Raw genomic sequence first — 24,179 nt, forward strand, 5'->3', positions numbered from 1 at the left:
TATGCCGCGGGAAAGAAGGACGAAGCATGGCCCGCATCTACAAGACACGCACCTGGCACGGAGAACTCTCCCCCTCGCTGGAGGAAATGGAGATGCTGGCGCTGGAGGCCTATGCGCATCTGCCCGAGGAATTCCGCACGCTGACCGGCGAGATCATCATCCAGGTGGCGGAATTCCCGACCGACGAGATCATGGACGATCTGGCGCTGGAAACGCCTTTCGATCTGCTCGGCCTGTTCGAGGGACGCGGTATCGCCGAACGCTGGAACCCCGCCACGGGCGAGGGGCCGAACCGCGTCACCCTCTACCGGCGCGCCATCCTCGATTACTGGGCCGAGAACGAGGAAACGCTGAGCGACATCGTCACCCATGTGCTGATCCACGAGATCGGCCACCATTTCGGCCTTTCCGACGACGACATGGAGCGCATCGAAGCGTCGTCGGAATGACGAAAGGCAGCGAAATCATACCACTGGAACTATATGCAAGGCTCATGGCGGCATGGAGCGCGGAGACTTACAGCCGGTGGCGAGCGGATAATCCGGCCACAGGCCAGTGCAGCGTCACCGCACTTGTGGCGCAGGATATGCTGGGCGGCGACATTCTCAAGACCCGGACGCCGGACGGCACGCGCTTCTACAACCGGATCGGCGGGATAAAGTGGGATTTCACCATCAGCCAGTTCGATCGGCCGATCCCGTTCGAGGACCTGTCCTCAAGCCGCGAAGAGGCGATGGCGGATACCTATTCCGCGCAATATGAGGCGCCCAAAACCCGGCTGGGTGTTTAGATCATGTTGCAGTCAGACCAAATCGTCTGACGTCGCATAAATACGGCAAAGAACGAGACCAGAGCAGCATTCGTCAGAACGCCCGCTGCTCCGGGCCCTTTACCAGTCGCTGAGCTTCGTTTCGCCGGGCTCATACTCCTGCCCCTCGACATCCTTCACCACCGCCTGCCCGCAGCGCATGACCTTTTCTTTTTTGTCATAGGCATAGGTGGGCGAGCCGTAGAGATGCCAGCCCTTGTTCAGGGCAGCCGTCACCTTGTGGCAGAAGGTGGCGTCATCGACGGCGGTCAGAAAACGGTAGAGTCGCATCGTATCTTCCTGTGAGAAACGGAGGCGCCATCATGCAGCGATGGCGGCCGCTTTCGCCAGCAGTTTTTCGGCCTGCGCCAGATGCAGGCGCTCCACCATGCGCCCGTCAAGAGCGATCACGCCCTTGTCCCGGTTTTCGGGATGCGCGAAGGCATCGACAATGGCCTGTGCCGCGGCAAGGGCGGAAGGCTCAGGCGAAAAGGCAGCATTGGCGGCCTCGATCTGGGAAGGGTGGATCAGCGTCTTGCCGTCGAAGCCCATGCTGGCCCCTTCCGCGCATTCCCGGAGAAATCCTTCGGCATCACGGAAATCATTGTAGACGCCATCGAGCATATCGAGCCCGCCGGCACGCGCGGCGAGCAATATCTGCATCAGCCACGGCATCACATAACGCCGGTCGGGCTTAAGCGAGACGCCGGTTTCCTTGGCGATGTCGTTGGTTCCGATCACGAAGCAGGAAAGCCGCGAGGCGGGATCGCGCCCGAGCTCGGCGATGGCGCCGCTGTTCATCAGCCCCCGGGGCGTCTCGATCATCGCCCACAGGGCGATGGCGGCATCCTCGTCGAGTTCGTCCAGACGGTCGTTTGCTTCCAGCACGTCGCGCGCCGTATCGACCTTGGGCAGCAGGATGGCATCCGGTTTACAGGCAACGACCGCCGCGAGATCATCCTCGCCCCATTCGCTGGACAGCGCATTGATGCGCACCACCATCTGAGCGTGCTGCGGACGGGCGGCGAAAATGCCGGCCAGCTTCCGCCGCGCCGCCACCTTCTGGTCCGGCGAAACCGAATCTTCCAGATCCACCACGATCGCATCGCAGGGCAACTGCCCGATTTTGGCCAGCGCCTTGTCGTTGACGGCAGGGACATAAAGCACGGAGCGACGGGGGCGGTTCTGCATATCGGTCATCTGGCCTTTGTGACCCGGCAGGCTGGCCCTTGCAAGAGCTTGCGGCAAGACCTTTTTTCGGCCAGACAAAACGCATCCGGCATCGCCCGGATATCAGATCAGAGACGCGTTGTTGGGCAATGCGCGCAGGATGGCCACAGCCATCGTGACCGGAACAGGAAAATCGGGAATCGCATCATGGCGAAATACGACATCGTCATCATCGGCGGCGCAATCATGGGTGCGTCGCTCGCCTACTATCTGCGCAAGGAAGGCTTTTCGGGATCGCTCGCCGTGATCGAACGCGATCCGAATTTCACCCATTCGGCCACGACGCTTTCGGCGGCCTCCATCCGCCAGCAGTTTTCGCAACCTGAAAACATCCGCCTGTCGCGCTTTACCCTCGACCTGTTCCGCCGGCTGAAGCAGGAGTTCGGCGACGAGGCCGATATCGGTTTTCGCGAAGGCGGCTATCTCATTCTGGCGACGGAGGAGGGGCTGCCGGTCCTGCGGGCCAATCATGCGGTGCAGGCGGCCGAAGGCGCCGACATCGTGCTGGAGGATGCCGCCGCGCTGGTGAAGCGGTTCCCGTGGCTGTCGGGCGAGGGGGTGGCCGCCGGCGCTTATGGCGTGAGCGGCGAGGGCTGGTTCGACGCGCATGCCTATCTGCACCTCTTCCGCAAGGCGCTGCGCAGCATGCAGGTCGATCTTGTCACCGCCTCGGTCACGGCCATCGACCGGCAGGGCGACAGGATCGCCTCGGTCACGCTCGACACTGGCGAGACGCTGGAGGCCGGACTTGTGGTGAACGCGGCAGGTCCGAACGCCGGCCAGGTGGCGGCGCTTGCCGGCATCGAACTGCCGGTCGAGCCGCGCAAGCGCAACGTTTTCGTGTTCGAGGCGCGCGAGCGCTATGAGGACATGCCGCTTCTGGTCGACCCCTCCGGCATCTATGTGCGCCCGGAAGGCTCGGTCTACATCACAGGCGGGGCCGAGGACGAGGCCGGCGAACAGGCGGCCGACCCCACCGATTTCGAGCCGGACTGGAGCCTGTTCGAGAATGAGATCTGGCCGGTGCTGGCCACCCGCATTCCCGCCTTCGAGGCGATCAGGATGACGCGCGCCTGGGTCGGCCACTACGATTACAACGTGCTCGACCAGAACGCCGTGATCGGCCCGCACCCGCAGGTGGCGAACTTCATCTTCGCCAACGGCTTTTCCGGGCATGGCTTGCAGCAGGCGCCTGCCGCCGGCAAGGCGTTGGCCGAACTGATCGTGCATGGCCAATATCGCACCATCGACTGCCGGGCGTTTTCCTATGAGCGGATCGTGGAAGGCCGCGTGTTCCGCGAGCTCAACGTGATCTGACAGATCTGTACGTCAGTCATCGTGCAGCACGAATTCCAGATAAAGATTGCGCTGCAGGATCGAGTAATTGTCGTCCGACATCATCGAGATCATGGTGGCGCCGTCCTCGCGCCGCCACACATCGAGCGCTTCCATATTGTCGATCTGAAAGGTCATGTCGGCCTGCAGCAGCACCGGCCCGTCGACCAGCGCGCCCTTGCCGATGCTGTCGCCGGCAATGCGGCGCAGCCGCATGCGCACACCGCCCATGAGCGTATAGCTGCGCTCCAGCAACAGCAGATCGCCGCCGGGCAGGAAAGCGCCATCGGTGATGTCGAAACCGTCATAACGGCGCACGGTGAAGATGCCTTTGCGCGGCCCTTCGGTCACCGCGGCAAAGATGTTGCCCTGACGGTCGATGCTCTTTTCGGTGACCACCACCAGCGCCCCTGCGAGCGGCCCGTCCTCCGGCGCGTGGGTAACAGTCTCGAAGCCGCGGTTCTGCCGCAGCTCATGGGCCGGTACGAGAAAATCGACATTGCCGATGGCCGCCTTCATGCCCTCCGGATCGAGGCCAAAACGGCTGATGCGGTGCCGCCGTTCGAAGCCGACAAAAACCTCGCCATTCTTCACCGAAAGCCCTTCGGCATCCACGTCCCACTTGTCGACGACAGCGTTGCCGGTCGCATCGACCATCTGTTGCAGGCGCATCTGCTCGATGCCTGCAGGCCGGCCTGCCTCGTCGCGCGCGATCCGCCCGAACAGCCAGACGCCGACATCGGAGACGGCGATGAAATCGCGGCCGGGGGTCAGGAAGCGCATGGACGAGATGCCGCCGAAGTCGCGCGCCGGCGAGGACATTTCCAGTCCGCCGACGAACTCCAGCTGGCCGAAGCGTTGCGCGCTGCGTCCGATATGGAAATAGCCGATCTGGCGGGACGACACCTCGGCCTGCTGAACGGGCGCCGGCTCGGCAAAGGCGGGGAATGCCAGCAGGCAGACAAACGCGAACAGCAGTCCACGCCACAGATTCATGGAAAAATTCCGGCGAAAGCGCGCAGCGAAACTTCTGCCGGCGAGATCACCGGAGCCTTGCCGCGGTTGCGGGAAAAGCGGAAATGCTCCAGCCGCGCTGGCGGGCATCAGGATGCCCGTCGCGATCCGCGTCCGTGGGAGCTTTCTTCCTCGAACAGCGAGGCGAGCTGCTCGGTCATGGCGCCGGCCAGTTCCTCGGCATCGACGATGGTGACGGCACGGCGGTAATAGCGGGTGACGTCATGGCCGATGCCGATGGCCAGAAGCTCGACCGGCGAGCGCGTCTCGATCAGATCAATGACGCCGCGCAGATGCCGTTCCAGATAGTTGCCGGGATTGACCGAGAGCGTGGAGTCGTCGACCGGCGCGCCGTCCGAGATCATCATCATGATCTTGCGCTGCTCTGGCCGGGCCATCAGCCGCTGATGCGCCCACAACAACGCCTCGCCGTCGATGTTTTCCTTGAGCAGGCCTTCGCGCATCATCAGGCCGAGATTGCGGCGCGCGCGCCGCCACGGCGCATCGGCGGACTTGTAGACAATGTGGCGCAGATCGTTGAGGCGGCCGGGATTGGCGGGCTTGCCATCCTTCAGCCACTTCTCGCGCGCCTGCCCGCCCTTCCAAGCGCGGGTGGTGAAGCCGAGGATTTCCACCGAAACGCCGCAGCGCTCCAGCGTGCGCGCCAGAATATCAGCGCAGGTTGCGGCAACCGTGATCGGACGGCCGCGCATCGAGCCGGAATTGTCGAGCACCAGCGTCACCACCGTGTCGCGGAATTTGGTGTCACGCTCCTGCTTGAAGGACAGCGCCTGCATCGGATCGATCACCACGCGCACCAGACGCGCCGGATCGAGATAGCCTTCCTCCAGATCGAAGTCCCACGACCGGTTCTGCTGCGCCATCAGGCGGCGCTGGAGGCGGTTGGCGAGCCGGCCGACCACGCCCTGCAGATTGGCGAGCTGCTTGTCGAGGAAAGCGCGCAGGCGATCGAGCTCTTCCTCCTCGCACAGTTCCTCAGCCCCGACGGTCTCATCGAACTGGGTCGTATAGACCTTGTAGTCCATCTCCTTCGCCAGATTGGAGAAGGGGTTTTCGCCGCGCCGCGCCTCGCCGGGATTGTCGGCATCGGCGTCGTCATCATCGGAAAGGTCTTCCGACATGGCGTCGTCAGCTTCCGCCTCGGCCTGTGAATCATCGTCCTCGGAGGCAGCCGCTTCCTCGGCCTGCGCATCCTCCGAGCCGGAATCCTCCTCGCCGCCATCCTCGGAATCGTCGCCGCCCTGCGGCTCCTCTTCCTGATCGTCCTCGGAGTCCTCGGTCTCTTCTTCTTCCTCGAACTCCTCGGCCATGTTCATGGAGGCGAGCATGTCGCGCACGATGCGGCCGAAAGCCTGCTGGTCCTCCAGCTTGCCATCCAGCCCGTCAATCTCGGCGCTGGCCTTTTCCTCGATCCAGCCGCGCCACAGATCGACCAGACGTTCGGCGCTCGGCGGTACCTTCTGGCCGGTCAGGCGTTCGCGCACCAGAAGGGCGACGGCTTCCTCGAGCGGCGCCTCTTCCCGGTCGCGCACCTCGGCCAGATTGGCCTTGGCGTATTTGTCTTCCAGCATGGCGTCGAGATTGCCGGCAACGCCTGCCATGGCGCGCGCGCCGATCGCTTCGACACGGGCCTGCTCGACCGCGTCGTAAATGGCGCGGGCCTGCTTGCCCTCGGGCGCCAGCCTTGTGTGGATGCGCTGATCGTGACAGGCGCGCCGCAGAGCCATGGAATCGCCGATGCCACGGGTGACCGCGATGTCGGCCAGCGTCGGCTTCTTCGGCAGTTCGGGAAGCCTTGCCCGGTTGCCGGCCATCGCCGGCTTGTCCTTGGCGAAGGAGATTTCCATTTCCCTGTCATTGGAAATGGCGCGCATGCAAACCGTCATGGCGCGCTTGAAACCATCGGTCTCAGCGCCTGCCTTTGGTTTGTTTCGTGTGTTGTCGCCGGGGCCTGCCATGATCCTGTCGCCTGTCAGCGCGAGCGGCCATCGACCTGATGCGGCTGAAGCGCATCGAGGTCGACACCGTCGAGGCAGCGGACATTGACCGCCACCATCTTCCTGCCATCCGGCATCTGGCCGCGCGCAAAGGATTCCATGCCGCAGGCGCTACAGAACAGATGCTCGATGGTTTTCGAATTGAACCGGTAGCCGGTGAGATCAGCCGCACCGCTTTCCAGCGAGAAGCTGTCGGCCGGCGTGAAGGCAAGGATGCTGCCCCGTTTGGAGCAGTAGGAGCAATTGCAGGTGATGGGGCCCGACAGGTCGACCTCGACGCTGAACCGCACCTTACCGCAATGGCACCCGCCCTGATAGGTCACGCCGTCCTCCCGATCCTCACCCCAGAACGACGTTCGCCGCGCTCTCCGGCAGATCCTCGCCGAACACGCGCTGGTAGAATTCAGCCACCACCGAACGCTCCAGCTCGTCGCACTTGTTGAGGAAGGTCAGGCGGAAGGCCATGCCCACATCCTCGAAAATCTCGGCGTTTTCGGCCCAGGTGATCACCGTGCGCGGGCTCATGACCGTAGAGAGATCGCCATTGATGAAGGCCGAGCGCGTCATGTCGGCGACACGCACCATCTTGTTGACGATCTCGCGGCCCTTCTCGTCGCGATAGTGCTTGGCCTTGGCGACGACGATGTTCACCTCGTTGTCGTGCGGCAGATAGTTCAGCGTGGTGACGATGGACCAGCGGTCCATCTGCGCCTGGTTGATCTGCTGGGTGCCGTGATAGAGACCCGTGGTGTCGCCGAGACCAACCGTGTTGGCCGTTGCAAACAGGCGGAAAGCGGCGTGCGGACGGATGACGCGGCTCTGGTCCAGCAGGGTCAGGCGGCCGGACGATTCCAGCACGCGCTGGATCACGAACATCACGTCGGGACGGCCGGCATCATATTCGTCGAAGCAGAGCGCCACGTTGCGCTGATAGGCCCAAGGCAGGATGCCGTCCCGGAATTCCGTAACCTGCTTGCCGTCCTGCAGGACGATGGCGTCCTTGCCGACCAGATCGATACGGCTGACATGGCTGTCGAGGTTGACACGCACGCAGGGCCAGTTGAGGCGAGCTGCGACCTGCTCGATATGGGTCGACTTGCCGGTGCCGTGATAGCCCGAAACCATGACACGGCGGTTATAGGCAAAGCCTGCCAGAATGGCGAGGGTGGTGTTCCTGTCGAAAAGGTAGTCGGGATCGACTTCCGGTACATGTTCGCTCGTCTCGGCATAGGCCGGCACGACCATTTTCGATTCAAAACCGAAAGTGTCCTTCACCGAAACCGTCGTATCCGGCAGGTTGGCGATGTCTCGATCCACCTTGTTCATGATGCTTCCAACGTCTCCGCAGGCGAAAAAACTATATTTCGCCGGTTATGATGGTTTGTCCGGGGCGGTCTTAAAGCCTTTTCCGGCCGGATGAAAGTTGGAAAAGCGCTCTGGCCCTGTCACTTATCAGCACAGGCCTGCCTGCTTGAGCACCCGGTAAGCCTGCAAAACGTCCCTGAACCTGTCTTCCGATCCCCGATCGCCGCCGTTCGCGTCGGGGTGATGGCGTTTGACCAGTTCCTTATAGCGGGTCTTGATGTCCGTGGCGGTCGCCTGCGGCGTCAGTCCCAGAGTCTCCAGCGCCTTGGTTTCCAGCGGCCGCGCCTTGCGCTGACGCGGCGGATTGTTCGGATCGGTCCCGAACATGTTGAAGGGATCGCGCACGCGGTTGTAATAGCCGGCGCGTCCCGACCGGGCCTGCGCGAAATCCGGCGCCGAACGGGCCGAGCTGTTGACGCCCATCTTCCATGTCGGACGATGGCCGGTCATCGCTTCCTTCTGGAAACGGGCGACCTCGGAGTCCGACACGCCGGAAAAATAGTTGAAGCCCTTGTTGTACTCGCGCACATGGTCGAAGCAGAAGCGGAAATACTCGCCTTCGCGCATCCGCCCCACCGGCGCGCGATGGGTGCCGGGCTCGCAGCAGCCGTCCCACTGGCACACGGGCGTCGTGGTCTTGGCCTCCGCATCCTTCTCGCGGCGGATGCGAATCTTGTCGAAATATTTGGGATACGCTTTCATTTGACCGTTCTATGGGGCCTTCGCCGCCGCGAAACAAGAATTGACATTTACGCTTTCGTGTCCCTAACCCGTCGGGAGGGCTGATCACGCGCGATTTTGCGCATTCTGTGGCAATGATGTCCGCGCTGGAAATTCCCGCGGCGGGCAGCCATATCCCGGAAAGCAGAGCCCATATGGTAAGGAGCCGCGTGGATGTCCAGACAGGATCGGATCGAGAAGAAGCTGACGGGCGCTTTCGCGCCCGAGCGGCTTGTCGTCATCAACGAAAGTCATCTCCATGCCGGTCATCACCACCATGATTCCGACCATCATGCCACCTTCGACGGCACCGGCGAAACGCATTTTCGCGTGCGCATCGTCTCGCCCGCCTTCGCCGGCATGAACCGGATCGAACGCCACCGGGCCGTCAACGAGGCGCTGGCCGACGAGATCGCCGGCGGCCTTCATGCGCTGGCCGTGGAGCCTGCGGCACCGGGCGAAAAAACCCGCTGGTAGCTTGCCCGGAAACTATGGCGCTCCGAGCGCCTCCAGCGCTGCTTCCACCCTTGTCCGGGCCTCGCCCGAAAGCGGAAGGATCGGGCGCGGCGGAGCCAGATTGTAAAGGCCGAGGCTGTCGGCCACCGCATACATGACGCGAAAGCTGCCGAATTCCTGAAACAGCGCCCATAGCGGCCGGAACCTTGTATCGATCCGGCGAACTTCGGCCTCATTCCGCGCCTGAGCCGCACGCATCAGCGCCAGTGCAGGCGCGGGCAGCAGCCCGGCAATGACGCTGAACCATGCATCACAGCCTGCAAGCAGGGCATCGGCGGCACCCCAGTCGCCGCTGTAACCGATCGTGAAATCCTGCGGCAGGCGGGCCCGCAGGCGTACAAGCTCTCCGGCAAAGCCGCCGTCGGCCGGCAAGGGCATCTTGACGGCCACGATGTGCGGCACCTTCGCCAGCCGCGCGATGAGGTCTTCGCTGAAGGTGAATTTCGTGGTGCCGGGATTGTTGTAGATGCACAGGGGCAGTTCGCCGGCCTCAGCCACCGCCACCACGTGCTGAAAAACCTCTTCCTCTGTCAGCGGCGTGTAGGACATGGGCGCGACCAGCAACCCGTCGGCGCCCGCTTTGCGGGCAGCCAGTGCCAGCGCCTGCGCGTCGTCGGTCCGCAGCGCACCCACCCCGACAAAAAGAGGACGCTTGCCACCCAGACATTCGACCGCGACACGAACCGCGCGCTGCCGCTCCGAAGGCCTGAGATAGGCATAGCCGCCCGTGCTGCCGAGCAGTCCGATCGAATCCGCTTCCGTAGCCGCGATGCGCCCGATGAGGGCGGCAAGCAGATTCTCCTGCACGTGCCCCTGCGCATCGGCCGGCGTGGGCGGAAAGCCGAAAGTCCGTCAAACAATCCCAAAGCACACTCCCATGGCCATCGGGCCGGATGCTACAGGCGCGCGTCCCCCATGTCCGCAAGCCTGCGGCGCTGAACCGTTGGTGCAGCGGCCAATCCTGATGGCGGGCCTACTGGCGGGCCTACTGGCGGCCCTACTGGCGGGGTGCGGGAGCAGGCGGAACGGCGATCAGAGCCTGCGCTTCATCAACCGGCCTGATCCTGAGCCGCGCGATGCGGTTCTTGTCGCGTTTCATCACCACGAAGCGCTTGCCGTGGAAGGTGAAGGCCTGCTTCTCTTCCGGAATCGACTGCGTTTCGTGGATGACGAGCCCGGCGATGGTCGTCGCCTCCTCATCAGGAAGGTCCCAGTCGAGCGCGCGGTTGAGATCGCGGATCGGCACGGTGCCGTCCACCACCACCGACCCGTCGGCTTCCTTCTTGACGCCGGCCAGATCGATGTCGGTTTCATCCGCGATCTCGCCGACGATCTCCTCGATGATGTCGCCCAGCGTCACCAGCCCCTCGACCTCGCCATACTCGTCCACCACGATGGCGAAATGCGCCTTGCGGCGCAGAAAGGCGTTGAGCTGCTCCTGCAAGGTCGTGGTGTCGGGAACGAACCACGGCTTTTCGGCGAACTTCATAAGGTCGACGCGCGCAAGGTCGTTGCCGGCTTCATCGAGCGCACGCAACACGTCCTTGGCGTGCAGCACGCCAACGATATTGTCCAGCGAACCGCGCCATAAGGGCATGCGCGTATTCTGGCTCTGCAGGATTTCCCGCACGATCACCTCGGGCGTGTTGTCCGCATTGAGCGAGCGCATATTCATGCGGTGGACCATCACGTCCGAGACTTCGAGTTCATCCAGTTCGAAGCGTTCGCCCAGCCACTGCCGGTCGGCGCGCGTTCCGTTGCCGCGCTGCAGTTCCTCGCCGCCATTATCTCCGGCGCGGACATAGCCCATGGCTTCGGCCAGCCTGTGGCGCAGCAGAAATGCCGCGGCACCGAGTACCGCCAGCACAAGGGCAACGATCCAGCCGGCCTGCGTCATCCGGGATGGTTCTCCTTCAGGAAGGCCAGCACCTCCGAAGTCGGCACGTCGCGGGCGATAAAGGACTGGCCGATGCCGCGGGTGAGAATGAATGTGAGCGCACCGCGGCTGACCTTCTTGTCCTGCGCGATGAAGGAAAGCAGGGTATCCGCATCGGGCAGTCCACCCGGAACGTCGGCCATGCGCCATGGCAGGCCGACAGCCTTCAGATGCGCCTCGACGCGCGCCGCGTCGTCGGGGCTGGCAAGGTTCAGGCGCGCCGAGAACCGATGCGCCAGCGCCATGCCAATGGCGACGCCTTCGCCATGCACAAGGCGGGCGCCGTCATAGGCGACCGCCGCCTCCAGCGCATGACCAAAGGTGTGGCCGAGATTGAGCAGCGCCCGGTCGCCGGTCTCGAACTCGTCGCGCGCCACCACGTCGGCCTTGGCACGGCAGGATTGCGCGATCGCCTCAATGCGGGCCGGCCCGCCTGCAAAAACCTCCTGCCAGTTCTTCTCCAGCCAGGCGAAGAAATCAGGCCTGTCGATCAGTCCGTATTTGGCGACCTCGGCATAGCCGGCGCGGAACTCGCGCACCGGCAGCGTGTCGAGCACGGCGGTATCGGCCAGCACCAGCTTAGGCTGGTGGAAGACACCGATGAGGTTCTTGCCGCGCGCGCTGTTGATGCCCGTCTTGCCGCCGACGGAAGAGTCGACCTGCGCCAGCAGCGAGGTCGGCATCTGCACGAAATGCATACCGCGCCGCACGATGCCGGCCGCAAAGCCGGAAAGGTCGCCGATAACGCCGCCGCCGAAAGCGATCACCGCATCGCCGCGCTCCAGCCTTGCGGCCAGAACCGCATCGACGACTTCCTGAAGCGCCGTAAAATTCTTGGTCTTTTCGCCGGCCGGCAGCACCACGGAGGAAGACGCGATACCGCCTTCATCGAGACCCGCCTTCAGCGTTTCGAGATGGGTGGCCGCGACATTCTCGTCGGTGACGATGGCGACGCGAACGCCGGGCAGCCGCCTGCTGATCTCTTCGCCGGCACGCGCGATCAGCCCCGGCCCGATCAATATGTCATAGGCCCGCTCGCCAAGCCCGACCTCGACCTTTACGTCTTCGCTCACTTGTTCACCTCGCCGGAAAGTTCCATATGGCGGCTGATCGCCTCGATCACCTCGGCGGCGATCACCTCCTTGGTCTCGTCGCGCGTCACCACCGTCGCGTCGGCCAGGGCATAGACCGGATAGCGCTCATCCATCAGCCGGCGAAGAACGCCGCGCGGATCGGGATCGCGCAGGAGCGGCCGGTTCTGCTTCTTCGCCACCCGCTCCATGAGCAGATCCAGATCGGCTTTGAGCCAGACCGACACGCCATGGCTGGCGATGGCCGCGCGCGTCTGCTCGTTCATATAGGCGCCGCCGCCGGTTGACAGCACCTTCGGCCCCCCTTCGAGAATGCGGGCAATGACACGCTGTTCAAGCGCCCTGAATTCCGGCTCGCCATAGGCTTCGAACAGTTCCGGGATGCTCATGCGCGACACATCCTCGATTTCGAGATCGCTGTCGACGAAAGGCAGTCCGAGCGCCGCCGCCACCTTGCGCCCGATCGAGGTCTTGCCGGCCCCCATCAAGCCGACAAGCACGATGCAGCGTTTGCCCAGCCTGTCGAGGAGGGCGGCGCGGCCATGCTGCAATTCGGGTGCCTGCTGTTGGGTCATCGTGGCGTATCCACATGAAAAGGCGTGTTGCGTCAAGCAGCGGTGCCATCTGCATGCCCTTGAAATGGCCGCAACACCGCCTCATAAGGAAACAAATCCGGGCCGGCGAGAAAGAACCAGCGAAAATTCATGCCGACACTCTTCCGCTTCATTGTCACGCTCGCCGTTCTGGCCGGCATCGTTTACGGCGCCATGGTGGCGCTGGTGATGTTCGTGGAGCCGAAGCAGGCGGAGCTCAGCGTGCGCATTCCGGCCGAAAAGCTAAACCCGCAAAAGCCATGAAGGATGCGGCCCGCATTGAGGCTTTCCTCGAAATGATGAGCGCCGAACGCGGGGCGGCTCTGAACACGCTGGAGTCCTACCGCCGCGACCTCGAAGATGCTTCCGAGATCATCACAAGCGGGCTGGCGCGGGCCGACACGGCAGCCTTGCGCAGCTATCTGGACGGCGTTGCCGCGCGCGGCTTCGCGGCCTCCTCGCAGGCCCGCAGGCTTTCGGCGCTGCGCCAGTTCTTCGCCTTCCTCTATGCCGAAGGTCTGCGCGATGACGACCCCACCGGCACGCTGGACAGCCCGAAGAAAGCGGCCACGCTGCCGAAGATCATGAGCGAGGCCGAGACCGGCCGCCTGCTCGACCGCGCCGCGCTGGAAGCCGCCGATCCGGCACTCGCCGGTGGCGACGCGGTTACCCCTTTGCGCGCCGGCGGCGGCGCGGTTGCCACCCAGCGCCTGCATGCGCTGGTCGAGGTGCTTTATGCGACGGGCCTGCGCGTGAGCGAGCTGGTCGGTCTGCCGGTTGCGGTGGCCTTGCGGGACGAGCGCTTCTTCGTGGTCCGGGGCAAGGGCAACAAGGAACGCATGGTGCCGCTTTCACCCAAGGCGCGGGCGGCCATGCAGGCATGGCTCGCCGCACGCAACAAAATTCCGGCCTTCGCTGAAAACCCGTTCCTGTTCCCGGCAGCATCCGAAAGCGGCTATCTGGCCCGGCAGGTCTTCGCCCGCGATCTCAAGGCGCTGGCCGCCCGGGCCGGCATTTCAGCCGAAAAAATATCGCCTCACGTGCTTCGCCATGCTTTCGCCAGCCATCTGCTTCAGAACGGTGCGGATCTGAGAGCTGTCCAGCAGCTTCTCGGCCATGCAGACATCTCCACCACCCAGATTTACACCCATGTTCTGGAAGAGCGGCTTATGCGCCTTGTCAATGACCACCATCCGCTTGCCGACTAGGCCTCATATCGTTATGTGAGGGCGACATTTCGCGTCTGATAACCTTCTGTTCAGGGTTGCGCAGGCATCAATCAACGCCATTTCCGGCGCACTGGTCCGATCACGAATGTACAATTATCTCGACTTCGAAAAACCGGTTGCCGATCTCGAAGGCAAGATCCTGGAACTGAAAAAGCTCGCTGAAGGCGGCGAGTCCGTGGATGTTGCCGATGAGATCGCACGGCTTGAAAAGCGCTCCCGCGACGCGCTGCGCGACCTCTACAAGGCCCTGACGCCATGGCAGAAGGTGCAGGTGGCGCGCCATCCCGACCGTCCGCACTGTCTGGAGTATGTGCGCGGCCTGTTCACCGACTTCACCCCGCTGGCCGGCGACCGCACCTTCGGCGAGGATCAGGCACTTATCGGCGGCTTCGCCCGCTTCCGCGGCGAGCCGGTGGCGATCCTCGGTCAGGAAAAAGGCTCCGATACGACCAGCCGCCTGAAGCACAATTTCGGCTCCGCCCGCCCTGAAGGCTACCGCAAGGCGGTGCGCATCATGGAGCTTGCCGACCGTTTCGGCATTCCCGTCATCTCGCTGGTCGATACGGCGGGCGCCTATCCCGGCGTCGGCGCCGAGGAACGCGGCCAGGCCGAGGCCATCGCCCGTTCGACCTCGACCGGCCTTGGCCTCAAGGTGCCGTCCATCTCCATCATCATCGGCGAAGGCGGATCGGGCGGTGCGATCGCCATCGCGACGGCCAACCGGGTCTACATGCTGGAACACGCCATCTATTCGGTGATCTCGCCGGAGGGAGCCGCCTCGATCCTGTGGCGCGACACGACGCGCTCGAAGGATGCGGCGACCAACATGAAGATCACCGCGCAGGACCTGCTCAATCTCAGGATCATCGATGCGGTGATTCCCGAGCCTCTGGGCGGAGCCCATCGCGGCCCCGAAGCCGTCATCAGCGCCACCGGCGACCTGATCGCGCGCACCATGAAGGAATTCGGCGAAGGAAACGTCGATTTCCGCGAGCAGCGCCGCGAAAAATATCTGGCAATGGGCCGCAACCTCTGATCGTTGCGGCTACCACCGCATTTTCGCCATAAAGATGACACCGCATCCCGCAATAACGCAACCGTGAAGGCTGTTGCGTGCATGAGGAGTGCGGTGGTGGCTTGTGGTAAGGATTTCGCAAGGTTAACGAGTTTATAGCAAATTGAGGAAAAGGCCCGCGATCTGCATATCGCAGGGGCCATTTCCGGTGGAATTGAGCGGCCATGCCATTCGTGAGAGAATGGCGCGAAATGTTCTCTTCCGCCTGTATTGACGTTCAGGCCGCCGGAAGGCAGGCCAATGCAGAAAGACGAAGAGCGTGTCCATGCTGACCAGATTCGCCAGGGCCGGACTTCTCATCGGCGCCATTGGAGGCGCCATAGCGCTTGCCGGCTGTACCGATTCCTCCATCGGTGACTTCGCCCCCCAGCACGCCAACCGCCAGCTTCCGCCAAAGATCCAGCAGGCCATGAAGGCCAAGGGCATGAACAAGACCGCGCCGGTCATGGCCCGCGTCTTCAAGGAAGAAGGCAAGCTGGAAATCTGGAAGCAGAAGACCAACGGCCGCTACGACCTGATCGCCAGCTATGACATCTGCAAATGGTCGGGCAAGCTCGGGCCGAAGTTCACAGAGGGCGACCGTCAGGCGCCGGAAGGCTTCTACACGGTGCGGCCGTCGCAGATGAAGCCGAACTCGCAATATCATCTTGCTTTCAACATCGGCTACCCGAACAGCTATGACCGAGCCAACGGGCGCACGGGGTCCAACCTGATGGTCCATGGCGCCTGCTCCTCGGCCGGCTGTTATTCGATGACCGACCAGCAGATCGAGGAGATCTACGCCTTCGGTCGTGACGCCTTCCAGGGCGGCCAGACCGAATTTCAGGTGCAGGCCTTCCCCTTCCGCATGACCGCCGCCAACATGGCCCGCTACCGCAACGACCCGAACTACGAGTTCTGGAAGATGCTGAAGGTCGGCTACGACCATTTCGAGCTGACCAAGGTGCCGCCGAAGGTGGACGTGTGCGAGCGGCGCTATGTGTTCAACCAGCTCCCCGTCGACGGCCAGCCCTTCAACCCGACCGGCGCCTGCCCGGCCAGCTCCCAGCCCGATTCGCTGAAGGTCGCCTATACCAGCTACCAGAGCACCTATGAGGCAGCCTTCAACAGCGCACTGAAATCCTCCACCCCCGCGCCGAAGCCGACCATCGGTGGGCTCAAGGAAGCTCACATCGTCTCGGAATGGACGCGCAAGCGCGCCCGTGGCGAACGCGTGCCGGTCGAGCCGCCATCCCTGAACGCTGATGGGACCATCACCCAGACCGAGCGCATGGGCCGCATCGATTCGGCGGAAGGCCGCCGCATGGCCGCCATCGACGCCGAGCAGGACGCGAAGAAGAAAGCCGCCGAAGAAAAGGCAAGAGCCGTCGCCACTGCAAAGGCGGCCGCCGAAGCGCAGAAGGTGGAAACCGCCGCTGCCGCAAAAGCTGCTGAAATTGCCGCGCAGACACCGCAACAGGCACTGGAGATCCAGGCGGCTCAGTCCGGCGCTCCCACTGACGACGGCGCCGCCGCGAAGCTGAAGAAGCGCCTGCTTGGCATGTTCGGCGGCTGATGGCGTCTTGGCCGACAGTACGGATGTCTATGACCTGAAAGGTCTCAACTGTCCCCTGCCGGTGCTGAAGGCGCGCAAGCGCCTTCAGGGTCTGCCAGTCGGAGCGCGCCTGTGGCTGGAAACCACCGACCCGCTGGCCGTTCTCGATATTCCCGCTTTCTGCAACGAAGCCGGCCACATCGTCATCGAAACCGCCGCAATTGACGGCGGCCATCGCTTCCTCATCGAGCGTGGCGGATAACCGAGCGCCGGCCTCAAAAAAAGCCTTAAAAATCAAGCTGAAACAACAGCTTGAAGTTTCGTGCCAGCTTGCGGATGGGAATGCGGCGCTTCAGGTGCCGGGTATTGCCAGCGGATTGGCTTCGAGTGCCGCGCGGTCCGGCATGTCGATCTGCGGCGTGTTGGTGATCGCCGCGAACAGACGCTTCACATAGTCGCCCGGCATGTCGAGCGTGATCAGCACCAGCCGCGTCCCGCGCCTTTCGTCCGGCCAGGCAGGCAGGCGTGCCGGCGGATGCAGGATCTTCTGCACGCCGTGCACCACCAGCGGCCGCGACGGGTCTTCGGCCAGTTCCACGATGCCCTTCATGCGCAGAAGGTTCTCGCCATGGCTTGAGCGCAGAAGGTCGAGGAACATCTCGATGGCAGCGAACGGCACCGGCCCGTCATGAACCAGCGTGTCAGTGCGGATACGCGAATCGTGATGGTGATGCGCATGGCCGTGGTCGCAATCATCATGATGATGGTGATCATGATCGTGATGATCATGTCCCGCCTCGCCCAGCCAGCGGCGCACATCGGCGATCTTGGTTTCGGGGTCGTAGAGGCCGCAGCCGAACAGCTCCGCAAGCCCTGCATTGCGGACATCGAGGATGGGCGCGGAGGGATTGAGACGGCTGAGCCGCGCCAGAAGCTCCGCCGGCACCGCCTCGTCCGGCACCATATCCAGCTTCGACACGATGATGCGGTCGGCGACCGCCGCCTGCTTCACCGCTTCCATATGGGCGTCCAGCGTGGCCGCGCCGTTGACCGCATCGACCAGCGTCAGCACGCCGTCCAGCCGGAAGGCCTGAACGAGCACCGGATGCGCCATGATCGACTGGAGCACGGGCGCCGGATCGGCAAGGCCGGTCGTCTCGATGACGACGCGCGACAGCGACGCGATGCGGCCGGTCTGCACCCGGTCGACCAGTTCGGCCAGCGTGTCGACAAGTTCGCCGCGCACCGTGCAGCACAGGCAGCCGTCCGACAATTCGATGATGCCGTCGGATGCCTGCTCGACCAGAAGATGGTCGATGGCGACGTCACCGAATTCGTTGATGATGACGGCGGTGTCTTTCAGCTCGGGGTTCTTCAGAAGACGATTGAGCAATGTCGTCTTGCCGGAGCCGAGAAAGCCGGTGAGCACCGTGACCGGAATGGGAAAGCCGGACATGAACACGCGATCAGCCGCCCTGCGCCGAGGCAGCGAATGTCGGCGGCGGCAGGTCCGGACGCCAGCCCGGCACCGGCACGTCGGCAAATTCCGCACGACCGATCATGGCTTTCGGCACCGGCCCGGTTGCCCCGCCCAGATCCACCACCACCAGCTTCGGATCGGTGAGCTTTTGCTGGTAGATCGATTTCGGCCCTTCTTCCTTCGGCCCGGTGGAGGCCTCCGACTGGGCGTTTGCCTCGGCCGGCTTGCACACCACGGGGCGCAGATTGGTCGATGTCTGCGTGTCGCCGTAAGGCGCGAGCGTCGCGATCGTGGTGGTGCCCTGCGCCGGCGTGGCAAAGCCGATGTCGAGCAGCTTGGCGACCGCTTCGGCGCGCGTCAGGCCATTCTTTTCGCCAAGCACCACAGCCGCCAGCGTGCGGCCGTTGCGGGTGGCGGTGCCGACCAGATTGAAGCCCGATTCGCACACGAAGCCCGTCTTCATGCCATCCGCACCCGGATAACGCCCGACCAGAAGGTTGTAGTTAGGAATCCTGGTCTTGCCGAAGGCCAGCCCCTCGATGCTGTACCAGGAATTGTACTGCGGAAAATCACGGCGCAAAGCCGCCACAAGCAAGGCCATGTCGCGCGCGGTCGTGTATTGCTCGGGCGAGAACAGGCCGTTGGGGTTGACGAAATGCGTGCCGGTCATGCCCAGACGGACAGCTTCGGCATTCATGCGCTTTGCAAAGTCCGCCTGCGTGCCGCCGATGTTTTCGCCGATGGCCATGGCGACATCGTTGGCCGACTTGATCATCATTATCTTCAGCGCGTTATCGAGCCGCATCACCTGTCCGGTCTTGAAGCCCATCTTGCTGGGCGGCTGATTGACGGCATTGCGCGTCATCCGGATCGGCGAATCGAGCGCAGCTTCTCCCGCCTCGATGGCACGGAAGGCGACATAGGCGGTCATCATCTTGGTCAGCGAAGCCGGGTACCAGCGCTTGAACGCATCCTCATGCGAAATGATCCTGCCGGTGTTCAGCTCGAAAAGAAGCGTCGGGCTCGCGGCAGCAGCCATCGACGAAGCGGCAAGCCCGATTGCGCCAAGAAGCGCCAGTTTCACGAAACGCGTGGGTATCATCTCTATCCGAATATCCTGTACCGCAGCCGGTCTGGCTCCAGAGGAACCGCAAACAGGTCCGCAAACAATGGCGACAGCGCTCTTCCCCGGCCGCTTCAGCCGGTGCTATTTAACCTATATGACATCAACATGGCAAAAGGCAGATGTTCATCATGCCTGTGCCACATGTCCATCTGGAGCAGATATCCGTCATGCCAATTCTGAACCGCGCCGCCGAAATGCAGGAAGAGGTCGCCGGCTGGCGCCGCCATCTGCACAGCAACCCTGAAATCGGCTTCGACGTGTTCGCCACCGCGGATTTCGTCGCCGGCAAGCTGCGCGCCTTCGGCTGCGACGAGGTGGTGACGGGGATCGGCCGCACCGGCCTTGTCGGCGTCATCCGCGGCAAGCTGGGCGATGGCCGCGTTGTCGGCCTGCGTGCCGACATGGACGCCTTGCCGATCACCGAGATCACCGGCAAGCCTTACGCCTCGACCCATGAAGGGCGGATGCACGCCTGCGGCCATGACGGCCACACCGCCATGCTGCTGGGTGCTGCCGCCTATCTGGCCGAGACCCGCAACTTCGCCGGCACCGTCGTCGTCATCTTCCAGCCGGCCGAGGAATCCGGCGGCGGCGGCCGCGAGATGGTCAGGGACGGCCTCATGGATCGTTTCGGCATCGAACAGGTGTTCGGCATGCACAATCTGCCGGGCCTGCCCGTCGGCCGGTTTTCGATCCGGCAGGGGCCGATCCTTGCCGCCACCGCGGAATTCGACATCAGGGTTTCGGGGCGCGGCGGGCACGCGGCCATGCCGCACCGTTCCAACGACCCCATCGTCGCCGCCAGCCATCTGGTTGCCGCCAGCCAGTCGATCGTCGGGCGCAATGTCGACCCGCTGGAAGCGGGCGTGGTGTCGATCACGAAATTCCATGCCGGAGATGCCCACAACATCATTCCGGAAAAGGTCGCGCTCGCCGGCACCGTGCGCACGCTGAAGGGCGAGACCGCAACGCTGATCGAGCAGCGTCTGCAAGCTGTCTGCAATGGAATTGCCGCAACCTTCGGCGTCGAGATCGAGCTGGATTTCCGACAGAACTATCCCGTGACCTTCAACCATGCGCAGGAAACGGATTTCGCCGGCACGGTCGCCATCGGTGTTGCCGGCGAAAGCCAGGTCGACCGCGCCATGCAGCCGCTGATGGCAGGCGAGGATTTTTCCTACATGCTGGAAGCGCGTCCCGGCGCCTTCATCTTCATCGGCAATGGAGACAGCGCCGGCCTTCACCACCCTGCCTATGACTTCAACGACGAAGCTATTCCCTATGGCGTCAGTTACTGGGTGAAGCTGGCCGAACAGGCCCTCGCCGGCTGAAACCGGAGGCTTTGCGCATTTTTTGCAGGTCGGCGTGGCTTTTTTGAAGGCTTCCAGCCTTGGCGAGCCGGCCTGAAACCGTTATGTGTCTGCGCCAGTGGTCCCGTAGCTCAGTAGGATAGAGCGGCAGATTCCTAATCTGTAGGTCGCAGGTTCGATTCCTGCCGGGATCACCACCTCATCAGCCCCGATGCCCTGAACTGTCTGCGTTCGGCATGCGTATCGGCGCGCAACCAGAAGGCCGGTTCCGGTGCGAACCGATAAGGAAAGCCAGAACCGCAATGTCGAACCAAACCCTGCCGCAAAAGCACTGGTCGGTCGTGGAATATCTCCATGAGACCGTGAAAAATCCCAACATCCACATTCGCGGCCGCAACAGCTATTATAGCAACGCGTGGACCGGCTCCTTCGAGGACAGCGTGGTGCGCTATCTCTATGGCGACGCCTACAGCCTGAGCGCATGGGAGCCCCAGTGGGAAATCGACCAGCTCCATATCGGCGATTATGTGTGCATCGGGGCCGAGGCCGTCATCCTGATGGGCGGCAACCACACCCATCGCACCGACTGGTTCAGCCTCTATCCCTTCGCCGATGTCATTCTCGACGCCTACAAGGCAAAAGGTGACACCATCATCGCAGACGGTGCCTGGATCGGCATGCGCGCCATGATCATGCCGGGCCTCACCATCGGCGAAGGCGCCATCGTCGCTTCCGGCGCGATGGTGACGAAGGACGTGGCGCCCTACACCATCGTTGCCGGCAATCCGGCCACGCCCGTGCGCCGGCGTTTCCCGGATGCGACCACCGATGCCCTGCTGGCGCTCGGCATCTACACATGGGAGCGCGAAAAATTCGATGCCCTGCGGCCGGTTCTGTGCGCGGACGACATCGACGCGCTGGTCAGGGCTGCCGCCGACTACGACGCCGGCAAAGCCTGAACCTCATCACGCCTGAACTGCCACGGCGGTTCAGGCGTGCAACGCCAGACCGAGCGCCTTGAGTGCTGCTTCCTGGAAAGCCTCGCCCTGCGTGGGATGCGCGTGGATGGTGCCGGCGATGTCTTCCAGCCGCGCGCCCATTTCCAGCGCGAGGCCGAAGGCCGCCGAGAGTTCCGACACGCCCTGCCCCACCGCCTGAATGCCCAGAACCAGATGATTGTCGGCACGCGCCACGACGCGCACGAAGCCATCCTCGCCCTGCCGCGTCATGGCGCGGCCATTGGCCGAGAACGGGAACTGGCCGATCTTGATCTCGCCCTGCGCCTTTGCCTCATCCGGGGACAGGCCAGCCATTACCAGCTCCGGATCTGTGAAGCAGATGGCGGGAATGGCGCGCTTGTCCCAGCTGCGCCGGTGGCCGGCCACGATCTCGGCAACCATCTCGCCCTGTGCCATGGCCCGGTGCGCCAGCATGGGTTCGCCGGTGACATCGCCAATGGCATAGATGCCGCGCATGGAGGTGCGGCAACGGTCGTCGATGCGGATGAAGCGGCCGTTCATGTCGAGGTCGATCTCCTCAAGGCCCCAGCCTTCCGTCACCGGCCTGCGCCCGACGGTGACAAGCACCTTGTCGGCCGCAATCTTCCTGTCCTTGCCCTCGGCGGTCTCCACCAGCAGTGCATCGCCCTTCGAAGACATTCCCTTGGCCTTCGCGCCGACCAGAACGTCGATGCCAAGGGCAGCAAGCCGTTTGGAGACCGGTCGCACCAGCTCGGCATCATACTGGGCAAGGATGCGCGGCAGCGCCTCCACGATGGTGACCTTCGCCCCCAGCTTTGCGAAGGCAGTTCCAAGTTCCAGCCCAATATAGCCGCCGCCGACAACCGCCAGCTTCTGCGGCACGCTCTTCAGCGACAAAGCCTCCGTAGACGAAATCACATGCCCCCCGAACGGCAACGAAGGCAGTTCGACCGGCGCCGAGCCCGTAGCGATGACGACATTTTCCGCGCGGATGATCTGCTGGCCGATCTCCGTCTCGACCTCGACCGTCTTGCCGTCGCGAAAGCGGGCGCGCCCCTGCACATATTTCACCCGGGCTTTCTTCAACAGTCCGGCAACGCCACTATTAAGCCGACCAACTATATTATCCTTCCAGCCGATCGTGCGTCCGAAATCGAGCGCCGGCTCCTTCACGGAAATGCCGAGCGGATCATCCGAGCCGGCCCACAGCTTTGCCTTCTCGAACTCTTCGGCAGCATGAATCAGCGCTTTTGAAGGGATGCAGCCGACGTTGAGGCAGGTGCCGCCGGGTTTTGCAGCCTCGACGATCACCGTATCGATGCCAAGCTGGCCCGCCCGGATGGCGCAGACATAGCCGCCGGGGCCGGCTCCGATGACCAGAAGCTTGCAGGAAATATCCTTCATTTCGCGCCGCCCTTCATGATTTTTATTAGCCGGCTTTTTAAAGAGACTTTCACGATCATCCCTCCACGAAAATCATGGCGGGCGTTTCGAGCAGCGCCTTGATGCGCTGAACGAAAACCGCGGCATCCCAGCCGTCGATGACCCGGTGGTCGAAGGAAGACGACAGGTTCATCATCTTGCGCGGCACGAACTGCGATCCGTCCCACATCGGGCGGACCATCATCTTGTTGACGCCGATGATGGCCACTTCGGGATAGTTGATCACCGGCGTCGTCACCACGCCGCCCATGGCACCGAGCGAGGTGATGGTGATGGTGGAACCGGACAGTTCCTCGCGCGTGGCCGTGCCGGATTTCGCCGCCTCGGCCAGACGGTTGAGCTCCGCCCCGCTTTCCCACAGGTCGAGGGCCTCCGCGTGCTTCACCACCGGCACGACGAGGCCATTTGCGGTCTGCGCCGCGATGCCGATATGCACGCCGCCATATTGGCGGATGATGCCGGCATCGTCGTCGTAGAGCGCGTTGAGCTGCGGTTGCTCGGCTATGGCCCTGACCATGGCGCGCATGAGGAAGGGCAGCAGCGTCAGCTTCGGCCGTTCCGTTCCAACGCCGCCCGCCGGCTTCTGCTTGTTAAGGCCGGCACGCAATTCTTCCAGCGCCGTGACGTCAACCTCTTCGACATAGGTGATGTGGGGGATGCGCGCTTTGGCAAGCTGCATCTTTTCGGCGATCTTGCGCCGCAGCCCGACGACCTTGATCTCGTCGACATGATCGTTGCGCGCGAGGCCCGACACCTTGCCGGCCTGAGGCCCGCGCGCGATGAAGGCGTCGAGATCGTCATGGCCGATGCGTCCGGCCGGGCCGCTCCCGGATACCTGCCTGAGATCGATACCAGCTTCCCTGGCGCGCAGACGCACGGCCGGCGAAGCCAGCGGCTTCTCGCCTTCCTTGCGCGGCGCGCCTGTGGAGCCGCGCACGCCTGACGGCCTTGTCGGTGCGGAAGCAGCTTCCTTCCTGCTCTCCACAACAGCGGCGGGTGTCACCGATTTTTGCACGGCGACAGCCGGCTGGCGGGGCTGTGCGGGCGGTTCAGATGCGGCCTGCGGCTTCGCCACGGCGTCGCGCTCGCCACCATCGCTCTGGCCGACATCGCCTTGCCCGACATTGCCTTCACCGGCCACCTTGAGCCGCACGATGGGCGAACCGATGGCGACCGTTTCGCCAATTTCGGCGCCCAGCCACAGGATCTCGCCCTCCACCGGCGACGGGATCTCGACCGTCGCCTTGTCGGTCATGACGGCGGCCAGAACCGCGTCCTCGCGGACCATGTCGCCGACCTTGACGTGCCACTCGACCAGTTCAGCCTCGGCAACGCCTTCGCCCACATCCGGGAGCCTGATGACATGCTCGCCCATC

At 63.5% G+C, this 24,179-nt stretch carries 25 protein-coding genes, 1 tRNA gene and 1 pseudogene; 12 read left to right on the plus strand and 15 right to left on the minus strand.

The window, feature by feature from the left end; all coding sequences use genetic code 11:
• Positions 1-26 precede the first annotated feature (26 nt).
• Entirely contained in the window at positions 27-449 is a 423-nt protein-coding gene (locus AC5XE7_RS07365) for a metallopeptidase family protein (RefSeq protein WP_239800011.1), read from the plus strand.
• Entirely contained in the window at positions 446-790 is a 345-nt protein-coding gene (locus AC5XE7_RS07370; RefSeq protein WP_495365459.1) for a YunG family protein, read from the plus strand. Before AC5XE7_RS07365 ends, AC5XE7_RS07370 begins: the two co-directional genes overlap by 4 nt.
• A gap of 99 nt (positions 791-889) precedes the next feature.
• Here AC5XE7_RS07370 and AC5XE7_RS07375 read toward each other — a convergent pair whose 3' ends face one another.
• The gene (locus AC5XE7_RS07375; protein ID WP_183825634.1) at positions 890-1,099 is read right to left on the minus strand and encodes a DUF1737 domain-containing protein; all 210 of its coding nucleotides are present in this window, start codon (positions 1,097-1,099) and stop codon (positions 890-892) included.
• A gap of 30 nt (positions 1,100-1,129) precedes the next feature.
• Positions 1,130-1,999, minus strand: coding sequence for an HpcH/HpaI aldolase/citrate lyase family protein (locus tag AC5XE7_RS07380; RefSeq protein ID WP_495365537.1), 870 nt, complete (start codon positions 1,997-1,999; stop codon positions 1,130-1,132).
• A 186-nt stretch (positions 2,000-2,185) separates the two neighbouring features.
• Between AC5XE7_RS07380 and AC5XE7_RS07385 the strand changes: the two genes are divergently transcribed.
• Positions 2,186-3,355, plus strand: a complete 1,170-nt coding sequence (locus AC5XE7_RS07385) for an NAD(P)/FAD-dependent oxidoreductase (RefSeq protein ID WP_495365460.1) — start codon at positions 2,186-2,188, stop codon at positions 3,353-3,355.
• Positions 3,356-3,367: 12 nt separating this feature from the next.
• On the opposite strand, the gene AC5XE7_RS07390 is transcribed toward AC5XE7_RS07385, so the two are convergent.
• The 5 genes from AC5XE7_RS07390 to AC5XE7_RS07410 all read right to left on the minus strand — a co-directional run bounded on the left by AC5XE7_RS07390 (position 3,368) and on the right by AC5XE7_RS07410 (position 8,472).
• The gene (locus tag AC5XE7_RS07390) at positions 3,368-4,369 is read right to left on the minus strand and encodes an esterase-like activity of phytase family protein (RefSeq protein WP_495365462.1); all 1,002 of its coding nucleotides are present in this window, start codon (positions 4,367-4,369) and stop codon (positions 3,368-3,370) included.
• 107 nt (positions 4,370-4,476) lie between these two features.
• Complete coding sequence (cobT, locus tag AC5XE7_RS07395; protein ID WP_495365463.1) at positions 4,477-6,366, minus strand: cobaltochelatase subunit CobT; 1,890 nt, start codon at positions 6,364-6,366, stop codon at positions 4,477-4,479.
• Positions 6,367-6,380: 14 nt separating this feature from the next.
• Positions 6,381-6,728, minus strand: coding sequence for a GFA family protein (locus AC5XE7_RS07400; RefSeq protein WP_495365464.1), 348 nt, complete (start codon positions 6,726-6,728; stop codon positions 6,381-6,383).
• Positions 6,729-6,744: 16 nt separating this feature from the next.
• Positions 6,745-7,731, minus strand: coding sequence for a cobaltochelatase subunit CobS (gene cobS, locus AC5XE7_RS07405; protein ID WP_183825652.1), 987 nt, complete (start codon positions 7,729-7,731; stop codon positions 6,745-6,747).
• A 126-nt stretch (positions 7,732-7,857) separates the two neighbouring features.
• Positions 7,858-8,472, minus strand: a complete 615-nt coding sequence (locus AC5XE7_RS07410) for a J domain-containing protein (protein ID WP_495365465.1) — start codon at positions 8,470-8,472, stop codon at positions 7,858-7,860.
• Positions 8,473-8,664: 192 nt separating this feature from the next.
• On the opposite strand from AC5XE7_RS07410, the gene AC5XE7_RS07415 reads away from it, so the two are divergent.
• Positions 8,665-8,967, plus strand: a complete 303-nt coding sequence (locus AC5XE7_RS07415; protein WP_239800017.1) for a BolA family protein — start codon at positions 8,665-8,667, stop codon at positions 8,965-8,967.
• A 12-nt stretch (positions 8,968-8,979) separates the two neighbouring features.
• Here AC5XE7_RS07415 and AC5XE7_RS07420 read toward each other — a convergent pair.
• From AC5XE7_RS07420 to AC5XE7_RS07435, 4 genes and pseudogenes are all read right to left on the minus strand, one after another.
• A pseudogene (locus tag AC5XE7_RS07420) lies at positions 8,980-9,872 on the minus strand (dihydrodipicolinate synthase family protein).
• 131 nt (positions 9,873-10,003) lie between these two features.
• The gene (locus tag AC5XE7_RS07425; RefSeq protein ID WP_495365466.1) at positions 10,004-10,903 is read right to left on the minus strand and encodes a transporter associated domain-containing protein; all 900 of its coding nucleotides are present in this window, start codon (positions 10,901-10,903) and stop codon (positions 10,004-10,006) included.
• On the minus strand, positions 10,900-12,015 hold the full coding sequence (gene aroB / locus AC5XE7_RS07430) for a 3-dehydroquinate synthase (protein ID WP_495365467.1): 1,116 nt from the start codon (positions 12,013-12,015) through the stop codon (positions 10,900-10,902). The genes AC5XE7_RS07425 and aroB overlap by 4 nt, the downstream gene beginning before the upstream one ends.
• Entirely contained in the window at positions 12,012-12,608 is a 597-nt protein-coding gene (locus tag AC5XE7_RS07435) for a shikimate kinase (RefSeq protein WP_495365468.1), read from the minus strand. Before AC5XE7_RS07435 ends, aroB begins: the two co-directional genes overlap by 4 nt.
• A 129-nt stretch (positions 12,609-12,737) precedes the next feature.
• On the opposite strand from AC5XE7_RS07435, the gene AC5XE7_RS07440 reads away from it, so the two are divergent.
• The 5 genes from AC5XE7_RS07440 to AC5XE7_RS07460 all read left to right on the plus strand — a co-directional run bounded on the left by AC5XE7_RS07440 (position 12,738) and on the right by AC5XE7_RS07460 (position 16,726).
• Positions 12,738-12,890 carry a histidine kinase gene (locus tag AC5XE7_RS07440; protein ID WP_239800021.1) on the plus strand — a complete coding sequence of 51 codons (153 nt, stop codon included), beginning with the start codon at positions 12,738-12,740 and terminating at the stop codon, positions 12,888-12,890.
• Positions 12,887-13,834 carry a site-specific tyrosine recombinase XerD gene (locus AC5XE7_RS07445; RefSeq protein WP_495365469.1) on the plus strand — a complete coding sequence of 316 codons (948 nt, stop codon included), beginning with the start codon at positions 12,887-12,889 and terminating at the stop codon, positions 13,832-13,834. The genes AC5XE7_RS07440 and AC5XE7_RS07445 overlap by 4 nt, the downstream gene beginning before the upstream one ends.
• Before the next feature lie 106 nt (positions 13,835-13,940).
• Positions 13,941-14,891, plus strand: a complete 951-nt coding sequence (locus tag AC5XE7_RS07450) for an acetyl-CoA carboxylase carboxyltransferase subunit alpha (protein WP_239800023.1) — start codon at positions 13,941-13,943, stop codon at positions 14,889-14,891.
• 304 nt (positions 14,892-15,195) lie between these two features.
• Positions 15,196-16,485, plus strand: a complete 1,290-nt coding sequence (locus tag AC5XE7_RS07455; RefSeq protein ID WP_495365470.1) for a L,D-transpeptidase family protein — start codon at positions 15,196-15,198, stop codon at positions 16,483-16,485.
• A gap of 7 nt (positions 16,486-16,492) precedes the next feature.
• The gene (locus AC5XE7_RS07460; RefSeq protein ID WP_495365471.1) at positions 16,493-16,726 is read left to right on the plus strand and encodes a sulfurtransferase TusA family protein; all 234 of its coding nucleotides are present in this window, start codon (positions 16,493-16,495) and stop codon (positions 16,724-16,726) included.
• A gap of 90 nt (positions 16,727-16,816) precedes the next feature.
• Here the strand turns inward: AC5XE7_RS07460 and AC5XE7_RS07465 are convergent, their stop codons facing one another.
• Positions 16,817-17,920, minus strand: a complete 1,104-nt coding sequence (locus tag AC5XE7_RS07465) for a CobW family GTP-binding protein (RefSeq protein ID WP_495365472.1) — start codon at positions 17,918-17,920, stop codon at positions 16,817-16,819.
• A 10-nt stretch (positions 17,921-17,930) separates the two neighbouring features.
• Positions 17,931-19,046, minus strand: a complete 1,116-nt coding sequence (locus tag AC5XE7_RS07470; RefSeq protein ID WP_495365473.1) for a D-alanyl-D-alanine carboxypeptidase family protein — start codon at positions 19,044-19,046, stop codon at positions 17,931-17,933.
• Positions 19,047-19,237: 191 nt separating this feature from the next.
• On the opposite strand from AC5XE7_RS07470, the gene AC5XE7_RS07475 reads away from it, so the two are divergent.
• The 3 genes from AC5XE7_RS07475 (at position 19,238) to AC5XE7_RS07485 (ending at position 21,339) form a co-directional block, all read left to right on the plus strand.
• Positions 19,238-20,401: a M20 aminoacylase family protein gene (locus AC5XE7_RS07475; RefSeq protein WP_495365474.1), complete on the plus strand. Its 1,164-nt coding sequence runs from the start codon at positions 19,238-19,240 to the stop codon at positions 20,399-20,401.
• Positions 20,402-20,500: 99 nt separating this feature from the next.
• A tRNA-Arg gene (locus AC5XE7_RS07480) sits at positions 20,501-20,577 on the plus strand.
• 105 nt (positions 20,578-20,682) lie between these two features.
• Positions 20,683-21,339 (plus strand): CatB-related O-acetyltransferase, encoded by a 657-nt coding sequence (locus AC5XE7_RS07485; protein ID WP_280198832.1) that lies wholly within the window; start codon positions 20,683-20,685, stop codon positions 21,337-21,339.
• A gap of 30 nt (positions 21,340-21,369) precedes the next feature.
• On the opposite strand, the gene lpdA is transcribed toward AC5XE7_RS07485, so the two are convergent.
• Both lpdA and AC5XE7_RS07495 read right to left on the minus strand, forming a co-directional pair.
• Positions 21,370-22,764 carry a dihydrolipoyl dehydrogenase gene (lpdA, locus tag AC5XE7_RS07490; protein WP_495365475.1) on the minus strand — a complete coding sequence of 465 codons (1,395 nt, stop codon included), beginning with the start codon at positions 22,762-22,764 and terminating at the stop codon, positions 21,370-21,372.
• Between the two features lie 55 nt (positions 22,765-22,819).
• The gene (locus AC5XE7_RS07495; protein WP_495365476.1) at positions 22,820-24,178 is read right to left on the minus strand and encodes a dihydrolipoamide acetyltransferase family protein; all 1,359 of its coding nucleotides are present in this window, start codon (positions 24,176-24,178) and stop codon (positions 22,820-22,822) included.
• Position 24,179: the final 1 nt, after the last annotated feature.

It is taken from the genome of Aquamicrobium sp. YD-1-mutant5 (assembly GCF_059509755.1).